Source organism: Paenisporosarcina sp. P4_B8, from assembly GCF_056402175.1.
The window spans coordinates 166,692-183,466 of record NZ_JBFUHX010000005.1; the positions used below are offsets into that span (position 1 = coordinate 166,692).

General features: G+C 40.0%; 6 protein-coding genes. All 6 read left to right on the forward strand.

Annotated elements, in window-relative coordinates; all coding sequences use genetic code 11:
• The first annotated feature begins 221 nt into the window (after positions 1-221).
• The 6 genes from AC1DSK_RS07185 (at position 222) to AC1DSK_RS07210 (ending at position 16,392) form a co-directional block, all read left to right on the forward strand.
• Positions 222-4,013: a S8 family serine peptidase gene (locus AC1DSK_RS07185; protein ID WP_477548562.1), complete on the forward strand. Its 3,792-nt coding sequence runs from the start codon at positions 222-224 to the stop codon at positions 4,011-4,013.
• A gap of 545 nt (positions 4,014-4,558) precedes the next feature.
• Positions 4,559-5,290, forward strand: coding sequence for a hypothetical protein (locus AC1DSK_RS07190; RefSeq protein WP_477598133.1), 732 nt, complete (start codon positions 4,559-4,561; stop codon positions 5,288-5,290).
• Positions 5,291-5,467: 177 nt separating this feature from the next.
• A complete protein-coding gene (locus AC1DSK_RS07195) occupies positions 5,468-5,797 on the forward strand; it encodes a hypothetical protein (protein WP_477548564.1) in 330 nt (109 codons plus the stop codon).
• Between the two features lie 576 nt (positions 5,798-6,373).
• Positions 6,374-10,459, forward strand: coding sequence for a S8 family serine peptidase (locus AC1DSK_RS07200; protein WP_477548694.1), 4,086 nt, complete (start codon positions 6,374-6,376; stop codon positions 10,457-10,459).
• A 371-nt stretch (positions 10,460-10,830) separates the two neighbouring features.
• A complete protein-coding gene (locus tag AC1DSK_RS07205; RefSeq protein ID WP_477548695.1) occupies positions 10,831-12,075 on the forward strand; it encodes a helix-turn-helix domain-containing protein in 1,245 nt (414 codons plus the stop codon).
• A gap of 594 nt (positions 12,076-12,669) precedes the next feature.
• Positions 12,670-16,392 carry a S8 family peptidase gene (locus AC1DSK_RS07210; RefSeq protein WP_477548696.1) on the forward strand — a complete coding sequence of 1,241 codons (3,723 nt, stop codon included), beginning with the start codon at positions 12,670-12,672 and terminating at the stop codon, positions 16,390-16,392.
• Positions 16,393-16,775 lie beyond the last annotated feature (383 nt).

Consider the following 16,775-nt stretch of genomic DNA (forward strand, 5'->3'; position numbering starts at 1 on the left):
ATCATATACAGAAAAGTAGGAATGTGGGATGATGAAGTTAATTGATTGATAATTCCGTATATTTAATAACTATTGAATAAACTCAGTAGACGCTAGATTAGTTGAAAAAATTTAGATGTTGAAAGTCAGATCCATGTATTAAATGTGAAGTTAAGTCATTAGCACGAAACCATCACATTTTTACAAATATATTAATCTTAGTAAGGAAGAGGAGAGATTTAATGGGGAAGAGGAGAAACAAAAAAATTGTTAATGTAATGACCGCAGGATTGGTATCTGCATTACTTTTGGCAACAAGTACTGTTCATTCATTTGCTTATGATGCCACCACCGCCAAAACGCCGGCTAACCAGGCGTCCAAGCAACTGCAGAACAACATGGTTGTCGACTCGCACACTGTTACCCTTATCACGGGCGAAGTTTTGATGATTGACAGTTATGCTGACGGGTTACAGACAGTGACAGTCGAACCGTCACTCGATGGCGAACCAACGGAAATAAATCAGATTCGGATAGGTGACGATCACTATGTCATCCCGGCTAAGGCTCAGCCGTACATCGATGCGGATGAGCTTGACCGCGACCTGTTCAACATTACCAAGTTGATAGAGTACGGATACGACGACGCTAACGGCGAAATACCGGTGATCGCGACTTACGCGGGCACACCGGCCAAAGTGGGCAAAGCGTTAGAAAAGACTGCTCCGGCAGGTTCTAAAAAGGACAAGGTATTAGAGAGTGCCAACGGTATTGCGTTTAAGGTGAACAAATCGGAGGCTGAGACGTTCTGGGAAGCAATCGACGACGACAGCGACAGCGACTTCGAAGCGACCGAGCCGGTACTTGCTGGTGGTATAGAGAAGATATGGCTCGACAAAATGGTACAAGTGACGCTAGAACAGAGTGTTTCGCAGATCGGGGCCCCGATAGCATGGGAGGCTGGATATGATGGCAAAGGCGTGAAAGTGGCTGTCTTAGACACTGGGATTGATTCGAATCATCCTGATGTTAAAGGAACCATCTTAGAAGCGAAGAACTTCACAGACGACCCTGATTCTATCGATCATCACGGTCACGGAACGCATGTTGCTTCGACTATCGTGGGATCTGGCGCAGCTTCCGGCGGTAAATTAAAGGGAGTAGCTCCAGGTGCTGAGCTTCTAATTGGAAAGGTGCTTGACAGTAGTGGTTACGGTTCTGATTCAGGAGTCATCGCTGCAATGGATTGGGCAGTTGAGGAAGGCGCCGATATCGTCAGTATGAGTCTTGGTAATCCTACTCCGAGTGACGGTACTGATCCGGTGAGTCAAGCGCTTAACAATTTGAGTGAAACCTCTGACACATTATTTGTTGTGGCTGCAGGTAATGATGGATCAGATAAGAAAACTGTAGGATCACCCGGTGTAGCCGAAAAAGCATTGACTGTTGGGGCAGTAGACAAAACCGGCGTGTTAGCTCCCTTTTCAAGCCGTGGTCCGGTTATCAACAATTACCGTGTCAAACCAGAAATTATGGCACCAGGAGTAGGAATCGTAGCTGCTCGTGCAACAGGAACCTATATGGGTACTGTCGTTGACGACAATTATACCGCTGCTAATGGTACGTCGATGGCTACACCACATATTGCTGGTGCTGCAGCCATTCTTAAACAAAGGCATCCGGACTGGTCTGCTGACCGAATCAAGCAGGTGTTGGTTGGAACGGCTATGCCAAATGCCAAAAATACGGCCTATCAGCAGGGAGGCGGACTTGTAAGCATTGAGAAAGCTCTGGATGCGAACATCTATAGCAGTCCTGCAGTCGTCAGTCTTGGAAGTGCTGAGGCAACCAGTGAGCCGATCGAGAAGACATTTGATTATGTCAATCCATCCGATGGTGAAATGACATTAACGCTTACTATGGAATCTAAAAATGAAAAAGGAGCCCCGGCTCCGGATGGTATGTTTACACTAAGTCAGTCAGAAGTAACAATTCCTGCCAATAGCAGCAGTACGGTCGAAGTGACGTTTGATCCTTCTCTCGGCACTGTAAGTGATTACAAAGCAGTCGTTACGGCTACTTCAAGTGACGGTAAAACAGTAAACACGACCATTGGCGCTACGAAGAAGGTACCATCAGTGGATTTAACGCTTCAATTGATTGACCGCAATGGAAACACAACGAGTGGAGAATTCTTTGTGGTTAACCTTGATACGGGATCCTACAATAAAGTCAGACCAAATAGAGACACTGGGATTAAGCTCATCGAAGTGCCGCAAGGGCGTTACTCGGTAATGGGTACCGTGGATACCTACGATGAAGCTGGATTCATTGTAGAGAATCATACCCTCGCAGGTGATCCTGAAGTTGAGCTTAGCGAGAACAAGATCCTCACGATAGATGCGCAGTTGGGTAAAGAGGTCAAAATCTCTACTCCTAAGGAGTCCGACGGGACCGGATACCAATTAGGGTACCGCCTGGATCAAGACAAGTTTAGAATGGATGTAATAACTGGTTTTTATAATCCGTACTGGGATCACGCATACGTGGTACCAACTGAGCCTTTGACGACCGGCACGTTCGATTTTAGCTTCAAACAGCGCAGATTCGCTCCTTTGATCCGTGCATCCTATGACGGAACTGGTGATTCGATTCCGCTCGAGCATGTCGAGTTTACGCCTAAGTTGGACGGCGATAAGACAATGGAAGCAGCCGATCTTGGCTTTGCTCGACCTGATGACCTCAGTGGCAAGAATCTAAGTGGCAAACTGGCAGTCATCACTCGTGATACGGAATCGACGGTTACTGACCAGATTAAAGCAGTGACTGCTACCGGTGCTGCGGGTGTATTTATTGTCTACGACGGACCAGGCATTTTCTGGACTAGCGTTTTGAAAACAGACGGCATTACAATTCCGGCCTGGACCCTTCAACAAGACGAAGGTGCGGTGCTATTCGATCGAATTGCCAATGGACCTACTAGTATCAACTTAAAGGGTATTGCCAACAGCCCGTATGTGTATAACATGGCGATGGTTATTCCGGAAGCGATCCCGACTAACCCAGTCGACACGGTGACTAAAGAAAACTCTGCAGTAGTGAATGCACACTATCGCGGTTCAAAAGGCAGGGTTCTCGTTGATTCGCTGGCGTCGATCCGCCCGCGTGAGTTTGTGACCTTGCAAGTCTTGGATTATTATTTCGACGCACCGCTAGACCGGGAAGAGTGGTATTCAACCGGCAGCAAGTGGCCGATGCTGAAAGATATTAAATGGAACCACACTGTCCATGACGAAAATCGCATGAAACGTAGTATGAATGACATACACCGTATCTATCTTCCGGGTGAACAGCGCGAAGAGACATGGCTTGGTGCAGCCAATGGTCTGGCTGACAGGGAGATAACCATGGCATATCGTGAAGGAGACAAATTCACGCTCAACATATTTGAACAGGGCGACAGCCAACCGGGGCACTGGGGCAATTTTGCTTTTGATTACCCTGAAGACACTTCGGTGGCTCGGTTGTACAAGGACGGAAAGCTCCTTACAACGAGTAATTATTTCTCATTCTTTTACCCGCTGTCAGTTAGCCCTGACCCAGCGACTTACCGAATCACCATGGATACGGCGCACCCGACAGGATTCAGAATGTCTACACAGACCAACACAGCATGGACGTTCAAGTCTGAGCGACCGGCAAGTGGACGGGAAAACCTTGGCTTACTGTGGCCAACGTATGACCTTGAACTGGATGGGGAAAACAAGACAAAGGGTGGAAACACTTACCACTTTGACCTTTCATTCTCCCTTCAATCAGGTGATACCCCAGACATAAAAGGGGTTGAAGTCGAAGTGTCCACTGACGACGGCGTCACCTGGAACACCGCGAAAGTGTCAACCAAGAAAGATGGCCACTACAAGGTGTCCGTGAAAAACCCAAAATCTGGTTACGTGTCGCTCCGTGTCAAGGCATGGGACGTAAACGGCAGCCAGATCGAGCAGACAATCATTAAGACCTACGCTGTGCGCTAACACTCACGGTAGATACAATAGATTTGCATAAAGTGCAGTGGCTTTATATAAAAATCTACCAAGTAAATACCGGTTGCTTTAGTTAAAGATCGTGGAGTTGCTTTGGCAACTCCTTTTCTTATTGAACTATCATGAAAAGTAAAATCAAAAATGAGCAAATTTTAAACAGACCCAGTAAAAAAGCTGAGTCTTGGAAGATATATTATTAAGCTGTTTGCTTATCTGAACAAAAATCCTATCTGCCTTCATCACCTAGCCGTAATATTTATTAACTATTGAATAACTCAGTAGATGCTAGATTAGTTGAAAAAAATTAATAACCTGATGTTGAAAGTCAGATCAGTGTATTAAATGTGTGGTTAAGTCATTAGCACGAAACCATCACATTTACACTTACGATACAATTAAGCTCATCGTATAACATTTATGAACTGGGCAAACTACCTTAAGTTAATAAATAAGGTGGTAATTAGAATTATGAGAACCAAAAAAAAATTATTATGTTGGTTTTATTCGTTTTAGTATTAATATCTTCAATTGGATGGATGGCAAGCAAAGCTACAGAAGAATCTGAGAAAGTCATTGCGGAAGAAAAACGCGAACGAATAGTGTTAAAAAGTGTTCCTTCAGAAATATGGTATCAAAATATTTACTTAATGGCAGATAAAATTACTTGGATGGACTATGAGAACTTTGTTATTCAAGTGAGCGATAGTACACAAGAAACATTGTATCGCTTCCCTAAATGGTATCACGGAAAGTATCCGCCTGATTTATTTTACCAGGATATGAATGGTGACTCCTTTGGTGACATAATCATTGTTCTTAATAATGATAAGGCTGGCAGAGGGCATCCATGGAAGGACATCCATGTATTGAATTTTATCAAAGAGCGAGGAGCCTACGAAGAAGCCCTTATCGAGTCCATTGAAAAGACAAAAACAACCATTAACTCGATCGTGACACTAGAGAAACAGGGCAATATCGTGACGATTCATGTAGACGGTGAGAAGTACGTAAGTGACATCTCCACATACAATTTCAGGAATCCACGCGAACCATTTCACATCAGCTTTCAGCAGATAACCTACTCGGTTGAAAATGGACAACTGTTTGGAAGAGTACCTGTTTATATTGATCAAGATAGTTTCTCCGGAGGATTAATTGGATTGCTTAAACTTGAGTACGATTGGGATGGCAAAGATTATGTGGTCAAGCAGATAAAGTTTATGCCCTATAAATCTGATGATGAACAATTTTTCTTCCCATTCAATTAATTTAGCGGAAATTATTTTAAGTTATTATACTAATGGGTGCTTTAGTAAAAAACATCGGGCTGCTTAGGCAACCCTTTTTCTTCTTCAACTAACGGGGCAGTTTAGTTTAACAAGACTGGAAGCCGTCGTGATGAATATTCATATGAATTTGGGTATTACTATAATGAGGTGAATTTCATGAAGTTTAATCAAATGACAGAAGAAGAAAAACGTAAATTGATTATTTCAATGTACTTTCTACGAAAAGGTTCATTTCAGTTAAACCGTTTACATGAAGAATTTAACCATAGAGATAATGATGATGAAATAAAGGAAGCAATGAATAAGGAAAGCAACCTTTTTCAAGCAATAGCACGATTTGATGATATGTACCTTTATTCAGAAAATGAAAACGAAAATGAAGAGATACAAAAATTAGAGGATGAAATATATGAATGGATTGAGGATTACGGATTTACCGAGGACATTAAGAAGTATTTTGATAAGAATAGTATCATGTTCAGCTAATTGAGTGTGATGCTTAAATAAGGCATCGGTTTTTCCTTCTTCAACTAACGGGTGCTTTAGTTGAAGAACAGGAAATCGTCAGAGACGGTCTTTAAATGCACAGGAACAAGGAATGTAAGGACCATTCGGCCATTAATATTATATTTTCTACATAATGAATACATGAACCAAATACCATAAACGTTTCTAGTTCTTTATACATATTTTAATGTTTTTTATTTTCATAAAATTCTATCTATTATGTTTGTTTCCCCCAATTTAAGAGAAAATACTCTCACTAATATTTTTGATTTCGACAAAATCAGAAATAATTTTCCTGATAATAACTTAAAATTCTATTTTAAATAACAATCTTTTTTATGGATTTTTTTACATATAAGTCTATCGAACTATGCTATATTCCCCCAATTTACTGTTTTTTTTGTTGTATGTACAATTTGTATTGTAATTATTCACTCAGTAGGGTAAGCATTATGCGTAAAGTTATTATTCCATAATTTTATTAAATTCCTTAACTCATAATTGTAGTGAAATAATTATAAAACTGAAAGATAAATAAAAAAAGGAGAGATGTAAATGAACAAGAGTAAATTAAAGGCATTTAAAGTCATGACTACTGCAGCTGTAACATCCTTAATGCTTTCCTCATTCACAGTTTTTGCGGAAACAAATAACACTTCAACCGAGTCACAACCTGTAGTGTACGCTGTAAATCAGTCCAAAGTTGATCAAGTATTAAAGCAATTAACTCCCGAACAGCGAAGAGCTATTCAAGATTTGACACAAACGACCACATCAGGATTCCAGTTGTCCCCTGAGACAGACTTATCAAGTGAACAGGAGATTTCTGTGATTATTGAGTTTAAGAACAAGCCTGCTAAATCAGCAGTCTTAATTGAAAAATTGAATGGTAGAGAGCTAACTCAAGAGGACGCCGAGAAATTGGTCGAAGAGGACCATTCGGTATTTCAGCATGACTTAGATGCTTTGAAAATTAAAGGAAAAATCACGACTACTTATAAGCAGGTGTATAATGGGGTTGCTTTGACTCTGCCGGCTAAAGAAGTGAAGAATTTACTTAAATCTAAAGCCGTAAAAAATGTTTGGGAAAACAAAATGATTCAATTAGATCTTCCTACTGATTCTGTTGAACAAGGAACAGCTGGAACTTCTGCATATACAGGAAGTCAACCACATGCGACTTTGGGTGTGGACAAGCTCCATAAAGAAGGATTTACAGGGAAAGGTATCAAAATCGGGGTATTGGATACGGGAATCGACTATAACCACCCTGATTTAAAAGATGCTTTCAAAGGTGGATACGATTTTGTAAATGATGATAACGATCCGATGGAAACGACATATGAGGATTGGCTAACAGCAGGTAAGCCTGTAAACGAAGGCCGTACCTATTCCACGGATCATGGAACGCATGTGTCCGGGATTATAGCTGGTCAGCAGAAAAATAGCGCGAAATTCGCGACAAAAGGAGTAGCGCCAGATGCCGATTTATATGTGTATCGCGTGCTAGGTCCTTATGGAACTGGATCGGAAGAGAATATTGTAGCGGGGGTCGAGCAATCCATAAAAGATAAGATGGATGTCATCAATCTCTCGCTTGGAAATAGTTATAACAGTCCATTATCACCATCTTCCGTTGCCATCAATAATGCAGTTTTATCAGGCGTCACCGCTGTTTTAGCTGCAGGAAATGCTGGGCCAAACTTCTATACTCTCGGTTCGCCATCCGCTTCTCCATTAGCCATAACAGTAGGATCGACAAACACAGAGATCGCTCTACCTGGTTTTATCGGAACTTTCAAATCAGCCAACAAACAAGGATCAGCTGAAACTCGTTATTGCACAACGGGATTTGGTAATGAATCACGATTACTTAAAGGTCAAACCATTGAAATGGTAGATGCAAATTCAGGAACAGAGGCTGACTACGCTAGTATTGATGTCAAAGACAAAATCGTTCTTGTATCAGTAGGAGGAGGTCTACCAATTGGCCAAACAGTAGCCATTGCAAAAGAAAAAGGGGCAAAAGCAATATTCATCGATGGAAAATATGGATCCGGTTATATATCGGATAGACTTACGGAGCAGCCCAATTTTATACCGACTCAAATCATAACCGTAGAGCAGGGAAAAGCATTTAGAGATATGTTGAAATCAGGAACAGTTTCCTTTACGTTTGATGAAGTAAAAGAAAAGTATACAGCCACCGATGATACTTTATCTTTCTTCAGTTCTCGCGGACCAGCGCGAACTACGTACGATATCAAGCCGGAAGTTGTTGCTCCAGGCGGTACGATTATGTCCACTGTGTCAAGTTCATACCGAGGAAAAGATTATTTAGGGAATTACGAATTTGCATATGATAAGTTTTCTGGAACTTCCATGGCGTCGCCGCACGTGGCAGGAATAGCAGCATTATTACTTCAAGCCAATCCAAAGCTTTCACCAGGAGAAGTAAAAAGCACCTTAATGAATACCGCAGATGCTCTCATAAGCAAAGATAGCGTATATGAAGTTGGAGCAGGACGTGTAGATGCTTTTGAAGCCGTTCATGCAGTCTCTTCCTTCAAGGTTGCTGAAGAAACCGTGACCTTATTTAAAAACGAAAAAGTAAAAAGTATTAAGGAAATTACAGGTGCACTCAACTTTGGAACTGTTTTTGCGACAGATAACGCCATTGAAGAGTTGAAAGAAATTGAAATTCAAAATAGTAGTAGTCAGGATCAACAGTATGAAGTCAAAGTGAACTATCAAGCTGTTAAAGGTTCTCTTAGTGCTGTTGAAAATGGTGTTGTATTGGAAACGGCTTCTTCCGTAACTGTGAAAGCAGGAGGGAAAGAAACAGTCTCCACTAAGATTACGATACCGTCAACAGCGAAAAACGGCACATACGAAGGATATGTCACGTTTACGAATAAAGATAACACGGAGGATACTTATCAAATTCCATTTGCTATCCGAAAAGTGAAAGAGGGTGTCGATTCTATCAATATGACAAACACTTTCACGACGATCCAGGAGAACGGAGTAGCAAGAGCCCTTACTTATTTATATGGGTCTTTTAAATTGAGTTCTCATATGAAAACGATTGATATGTTCTTAACAAATGCTGCAACTGGTGAAGACATGGGATTTGTCGGGCAGTTTGATGGTGCTTGGATCAATGAGAATCAATCTGTACCAGCATATTTCACCGGAAGCTACTTTCCGTTTACAAATGATAAAGATAAACCACTTTCTTATGAACCACAAATTGCTGAGCCAGGTTCGTATAAGTTAAAATTTATTTTTACAAATGATCAAGATAAAGAAACAATTTTTGAGAAACCTTTCATCATTGATAATGAGACTCCAACAATCGAAACAGAGATGGAGGTAGGCATCGTCGAAATGGACCCTGCTTTAACTTCCATTCAAGTAAAGGGTAAGATACATGATAAACAAATTGAAGAAGCGGTTGCATTAGGGTTGGAAGCAAAGCAAGGCAATAACGGTTTAAACTATCGCATTAACAATAGTTCTTATGCACAGCAATACCCTGTTGATGAAATGGGCAACTTCAATTACAGCACAGGCTTCCCAAGCACTCAGAAGTTCCTGCCAATCAGTTTTTACGGTATTGACAGAGCCGGACTTCCTTCTGTTCAAAAGGAATTCTATTTTGTCAAAAAAGGGACGAACTACATCTCCACCCTTGCTGATAAAAAAGAAGCAAAAACAGGTGAAGTAATCAACTTTATTTCAAAAGCACACAATAGCACTAGCTGGAAGGAAGCGAAATGGAATTATCAGTTCAAAAAAGATTATTTGGCGCTAGAGGCAATTGAGGTTTCTGAAGAACTTAAAGGTAAGGTTTCATTGGAAACAACAGAAACAAGTAATGGAATAACAGTCACTCTAAAGGCTTTGGAAGGATCCATTTCTGCAAAGGATAATCTACCTTTATTAAATGTGAAAGCTAAAGTAAAAGATGATACATTCATTGATAACTATGTGGCAATGGCAGTAGTAAACCCAACTTATACAGATGAGAATGGTACGAAAACAACAGCGTTTGCTGCACATCCGTCTGTAAGAGTATGGCCGAAATATTCAAGACTGACAGGTAGTATGGATGGTGAAGCTATTTATTACAGAGATGGTTACGGCATCCTGCGTTCTACTAATGTCGACTATTTTGCACTAGGAGCGACAATTAAAGTGAAGGACGAGAACGGCAACTCGTTTGAGGGCAAAGTAATAAACGACGCCAAATTCATTGTGGACGGATTACCTATGGACCGTAAACCTTTAACATTCCAGTTCGATGTACCAGGCCACTTTACAGTAGAAAAAACGTTCACAATCGGCCGTGAAGGTATTATCGGGGAACTACGATACCTTCTGTTCAAATCTGCTTTGGCTGGTGATGTTAATAAAGACAACGTGATCGATATTGATGACGCCGTCTACCTGAAAAAACACTGGAAAACATCCGATCGCAACAGTGACATCAACTTCGACGGTACGGTAGATATGAAGGATATGGAATTTATCAAGAAAAATTATCTGCTTGAAAATCCTACGATAAAGGCTGCCAAAAATCCAAAAGAAAATGCAAATGGAAAAACGCTTGAGGAAATTATTAGTGAATTAAAGTGATTTTAAAAGGAGTTCTCTAATATATTTCCATTATTGTAGCTCAACATGACGTGATTTTGCTTCAACAAAATTGGGGAACGAACAACCGTGATTGTGATCTAAACTTTGATAAAACGGTTGATGTAAAGGATTTCAAGCTACTTGAGGCTAATATTATCAATCCTGTTTATTGGCTTACTGGAACAATTGTTCGTTTAGTTTTCTTCTTCAACTAACGGGTGCTTTAGTTGAAAAAGGAGCAAGAAAATCAAGTGTCTTAGTTGAAGAGAAGCTATCCTATGAGGATAGCTTTTTCTTATTACCCACATTCCATAGACTAAAGAGATATACTTCCCTATAATGAATAGAAAATCGTTTACCTGGGGTGTATTATGATTGAAGGAAAATTAATAAAATTCTATCGCGAAGAGTCAGGGCTAACTCAAGGCCAACTTGCTCAAGGAATTTGTTCCGTCACACATCTTAGCAAAATAGAACGCGGGATTACGGAGTATTCTCATGAAATTACGGATTTACTTGCAAAAAAACTTGGGATAACAATGAATATTGAACGCTCTCGCTATTTTTTCCTACAAGAAAAACTGTTCAAATGGAAGAACGCATTGATTATGATAGACTCAAAAGAAATCTATCAACTTAAAGAAGAAATAGAAAACGAATCTTTAAGATTTCTAGCTGACTTTAAAAATCAATACCATCTAATATTGGCAAGGTATTATTTATTTGTAAATGAAAAGCCTAAAACAAAAAAAATCATAGAAACGATGAGGAATCAGTACAGTGACCTTGATTCTGATGAACAAAATTTCTTAAATCACATAGACGGAATCTACATGTTTCTGACAGGTAATTTCAAGTCTTGCATTGAAACATTAAAAAAAATTGATAACAATTATTCAAACTTAGAATACTATTATCATTTGGCAATAGCCTACCATTCAATTCAATCAACTATCTTTTCCTATTTTTATGGACAAAAGGCTTTACAATTTTTCAGAAGCACATTAAATATCTTAAGAATTATTGATACAGAAACCCTACTTTTAGTCCAGCTTAATTCCAAGGAACCTTATGATATGGATGAAACCAAACAACAATACGAAAAGTTGCTGAAAGTCTGTGAATCAGTCAACTGTATTGATAGAGCGTCTAAAATCTATCACAATATAGCATTTGAATATTATAGAAGAAAACGATACTCCGAGGCTAAACAGTCGTATGAAAAAGCATTGGAACTAATAACTGAAAAGACATCTCATTATCTAACATCACTTAATGGGTATATTTCTGCCTGCTATAAAGGGAGGCTCCTTCCCGAAGAAGAGCTTATCGATCTTTCAAAAAAAGGATTAAAATTAACAAAACAAAATCAAGATCCTAGACAAATGGATTTTGAAATCCAACTTCATACTATCTATCAAAATGAAATGGAGCTATATGAGTATATTGAGAAAACAGCCATTCCCATTCTCATCGCCAACGGTAATCAGTTTGTAAAACAACATTATGAAAAAAAACTGTTTTTGTATTATGTTAAATCGAACCAGAAAGAAAAAGCCTTTCAACTAGCATCCGATAAAATGACAAGTGAAAAAAGTTATTTACATTTTGAATGAAGATATTAATGATAATGAACTACTGATAGAAAGTTGGATACTTGATCCATACATAGAATAGTTAAACACCACATTTTGCTGATTCACAGTCCGCTAAAACAAAAGCCGATTATTCCTACGCTAAGGAGTAATCGGCTTTTTATCTAGAAATCTACTTACCGTATGTTTCATCATTTTGTTGGTAGGCCACTTTGACCGAAATGATTTTAATGGTTTAGGAAAATAAATAGTCAAAAGACCCTGTAAAAAAAACCCTTTTATAGTAGCTCGGATATAGACATCAACTTTTTTAAAAAATAAAAGCTGTTTTTTATAAAATAATTAGTCCTAAATTCCTCTTAAATAACCCCCATCGACTCCTTAAATCAAGGGGTATACAATTCTATTAAATTCAATGCCTATTAAATATCAACTGATCCTCCAGCTAGAACAACTTACTCCTGTTCAGAATCTTTAATTGGCCAAAGGAGGTTTTTCTTTCCACATACTAGCAAACTATTAACTCCCGTATTTGTTTTAACAGTGAGTTCCCTACATCAAGACAGATCTTACTAGATGCATTTGTTTTATAAATTGCTTTTTTAGGAGGAAAATATGTTGAAAAAAAAGAACATGAAGACAGTTATAGCAACCTCTTTATCTACGGTTATGCTTGCCTCAACCTTTTATAACGTTAAAGCAATTGATAAAACATCGCTTGAAAAGACACTTGAAACCTCTTCTATTGTAAACAGTATCAATGGAGCAGATGAAAGAAAGATCACGCTTATTACAGGTGATGTCGTGACCATTAAAAAGATTGAAGGCGGTAAAAGCGTAATTAATGTGGAACCTGTTGATCGGAATGGTGCAGGTGCTCAGATTCTAAATATTGGTGAAGATACGTATGTTATTCCAGGGTCAGCTATGCCTTACCTCGCTGCTGATAAGTTAGATAAGGATTTGTTTAATGTAACGGAATTGATCGAAAATGGCTATGATGACAAAACGCTTTCGTCTCTACCCGTTATCTTAGAATATACAGAAAAAAAAGGCAAAGCCGTTCAAGTAAAAGCTGAACCAAAAGGATCTAAAAAAGTTCGCGTGTTAGAGAGTATTAACGCTGTTGCCCTCGCTGCTACCAAAAATGAAGCGGATACGTTCTGGGAAGATATCACACCTGAGGGTGAATCAAACACGGCTTTATTTGAGCAGGGCATTGAAAAAATCTGGCTGGATGGAAAAGTGGAAGCCACATTAGACAACAGCGTACCTCAGATTGGCGCCCCAACGGCTTGGGAATCTGGTTTTACAGGTAAAGGTGTTAAGGTGGCGGTACTCGATTCGGGTATCGATCTTAATCATCCTGATCTGGCAAGTCAGATAGACGAGGCGAAAAGCTTTGTACCTGGTGAAACGGTGGATGATGCTCATGGACACGGCACACACGTTGCTTCAACGGTACTGGGAACAGGTGCAGCATCTGGAGGGAAGAACAAAGGGGTTGCTCCTGAAGCTCGGTTGCTCGTTGGTAAAGTATTAAACGACTCAGGAAGCGGTTTGGATTCTTGGATTATTGACGGTATGGAATGGGCTTCAGACAACGCCAAGATTGTAAGCATGAGTTTGGGAAGCAGCGAGCCAAGTGACGGAACAGATCCTATGGCTCAAGCGGTAAACAGTCTAAGCAAAGACAAAGGGACACTCTTTGTCATTGCTGCCGGAAACTCAGGTTATGAAGGGGCCATCGGTTCACCAGGAGCTGCAGATGCTGCATTAACAATCGGTGCCGTTGATAAGTCAGACAACATTGCTTATTTCACTTCCAAAGGGCCTCGTTATGGAGACATGGGATTGAAACCTGACCTGTCTGCACCGGGTGTTGACATCGTTGCAGCTCGATCTGGTCTTTCATCAGGAAGCGGATCTTACAGAAGCATGAGTGGTACATCCATGGCAACTCCACATGTGGCGGGTGCTGCTGCAATCCTTCTGCAGAAGAACCCTGAGTGGAATGGAACTCAACTAAAAGAAGCGTTGATGAGTACGTCTAAAAAGTTAGATTACTCGCCTTATCATATCGGATCGGGCCGATTGGATGTACCAGCAGCTGCATTCAGCACAGTGAGAGCAACTGGTTCCCTATCATTTGGATTTTTCAAATGGCCACATGATAATGCTCAGCCTGTACAGAAAACGGTCACGTATACAAACGACAGTGACTCCGCTTTAACTTTAAACCTTCAAGCAGATTTTAAGAATACAAAAGATGATGCCGCACCAAATGGTATGTTAACCGTTTCTGAGAGTGAAATTACTATTCCGGCAAAAGGTACGAAAGACGTAACGGTAACGTTGAACCCGACACTTGGTGAATTAGGCTCTCGTTATGAAGGACACCTGACAGCAACAGATGCCGAAGGCAAACAAGTGGCTCATACTTCAATGGGTATGGTAAAGGAAGAAGAAAAGTATCCGTTAACGTTTAACGCTACAGACCGTAACGGGAACCCTACCCTTACGTATGTTGGACTCGTTAACAAAAACATGGATCCTGAATTTATTGCTGTAAACGGAACAACAGAAGTTCGTTTACCCACTGGAACCTATTCAGCTATGTCTATGATGGAAGTAGATACCGAAACAGATCACCAAGGTGTGGCATTGGTTGGTACACCAGAGATTAAATTAGACGGTCCTCAAACAGTAGAACTTGATGCTCGAAAAGCAAAAGAAATTTCAGTTGAAGTGCCAAAGAATACAGAACCAAGCTATCAGCGCATGGAATACTACCGTTCCCTTGATGGCAAAACAATGAATCACATTTATTTAATGCCTGTGTGGATCGATAAAATGTATGCTGTCCCAACAAAGGAAGTTACGACAGGAGACTTCGAATTTTTGACTCGCTGGCGTTTAATAAAACCTTACCTTGAGATCAATTTTAATGGAAAAGTGTTGGATGATATTCCGTTGGCTGGAAGTACACTTCTTGATGGAAAATATAACTTATCAACCGTTTATGCAGGAAAAGGAACAGCAGTTCACTATGAGCGTCTGAAAGTAAAAGGCAACGCGGTTGTCGTCGATCGCAATACGGAAGTTACGCCTTCTGAGCAGGCCGTTGCGGCACATGCAGCGGGTGCAAAGCTGTTGATCATCGTAAACAATGAAGATAAGGAATTCAATGTGTTTGCAGGAAATCAAGATTATACAAATATTCCTCTTGCCGTTGCTGGAATCAGTAAAAGTGAAGGCGATAAAGTGATTACAGCAGCACGTTCCGGTGACCTGAAATTGTTTGTTGAAGGTGAAGTAAATACACCTTATGTCTATGATCTAATGGATGTGCATCAAGACCAAATTCCAAAGAATTTAAAATATGCACCATCTAACAATGAACTAGTCAAGATTGATACGCGTTACAAATCAGACCGTGAAGCACCTGGCGGAGAGTTCCGTTATGATCTGCGTCCGTACACAAGAGGAGCTGTTGGGTTTTTATACAAATTACAGTTGCCATCTGTTCGAACAGAGTGGGTTTCAGCAGTGAAAGATACACTCTGGTATCACCATGCAGAAGTATTAGACAGTCCTTGGGAAGTTCGCCAGCCTGCTGTTACCTATGAAAAAGGTCAAAAGCTTCAAGAAGACTGGTTCTCACCAGTAGCTCGTCCTCGTTTGGGAGTTGGTTATTGGGCACCTAACCGCCAAGGGAACTATTTACAATTTAATATTCCTGCTTGGGCAGATTCAGGGAATGGCTCTACAGGCGGTATCGGTTATGATGATTCCGTGAAAAATCAAACTCTAAAATTGTTCCAAGGAGATACCCTTCTTAGCGAAAGAAAAGGACAGGCTTTATATTTATTTAATCCAGTCCCAGAAGAAAAAACACAATACCGGTTAGTAAGTGATGCAAAGCGTGATCCGAATCGCTGGACAACATCTTTAAGTACTCATACGGAATGGACATTCTGGTCTGGAAAAAGTGAGGATTTCCAAACGTCGCTTCCGTTCTATTCTCTTGACTACAAAGTTGCAACAGATATGAACGGCAATGCATTAGCTGCACCATCCACTGCAATCGAACTTTCTGTTGCAAAACTTGATGATGTAGCGGGTTACGGTAAATTAGAGGGAGCTACATTAGAGGTTTCCTTTAATGAAGGAGAGTCATGGGAAAAAGTAAAACTTGAGCGTACAGCGGATGATCGTTGGACAGCTAAGATTAACAATCCTAAGACAAACAAAAATGTTTCCCTCCGTGCAACCGCTTGGGATGACCAAGGAATCAAAATTTCTCAGGAAATTATTAAGGCTTATGGTTTGAGATAACATCGATTAGATTAATAGCATACCCCTCACTAGCTGAGGGGTATGCTATTTTTAGTGATATTTTCAAGTGCTTTAAATAGTCTATATAGCTATTTCTCCTCGGATGCTTTAGTTGAAGAACAGGAAATAGTCAGAGACGGTCTTTAATGCACAGGTAAGGACCATTCGGCCATTAATATTATATTTCTACATAATGAATACATGACCAAAATACCATATACGTTTCTAGTTTCTTTATACACATTTTTATATTTTTTATAATTTTCATAAAATTCTACCGATTATGTTTATTTCCCCCAATTCAAGAGAAAATACTCTCACTAATATTTTGATTTCGACAAAATCAGAAATATTTTTCCTGATAATAACTTAATATTCTATTT

Excerpts from the sequence above, each read along its gene's own strand:
- AC1DSK_RS07200 (WP_477548694.1), top strand. The coding sequence starts at position 6,374 with ATGAACAAGAGTAAATTAAAGGCATTTAAAGTCATGACTACTGCAGCT.
- AC1DSK_RS07210 (WP_477548696.1), top strand. The coding sequence starts at position 12,670 with ATGTTGAAAAAAAAGAACATGAAGACAGTTATAGCAACCTCTTTATCT.
- AC1DSK_RS07190 (WP_477598133.1), top strand. The coding sequence starts at position 4,559 with ATGGCAAGCAAAGCTACAGAAGAATCTGAGAAAGTCATTGCGGAAGAA.
- AC1DSK_RS07195 (WP_477548564.1), top strand. The coding sequence starts at position 5,468 with ATGAAGTTTAATCAAATGACAGAAGAAGAAAAACGTAAATTGATTATT.
- AC1DSK_RS07205 (WP_477548695.1), top strand. The coding sequence starts at position 10,831 with ATGATTGAAGGAAAATTAATAAAATTCTATCGCGAAGAGTCAGGGCTA.
- AC1DSK_RS07185 (WP_477548562.1), top strand. The coding sequence starts at position 222 with ATGGGGAAGAGGAGAAACAAAAAAATTGTTAATGTAATGACCGCAGGA.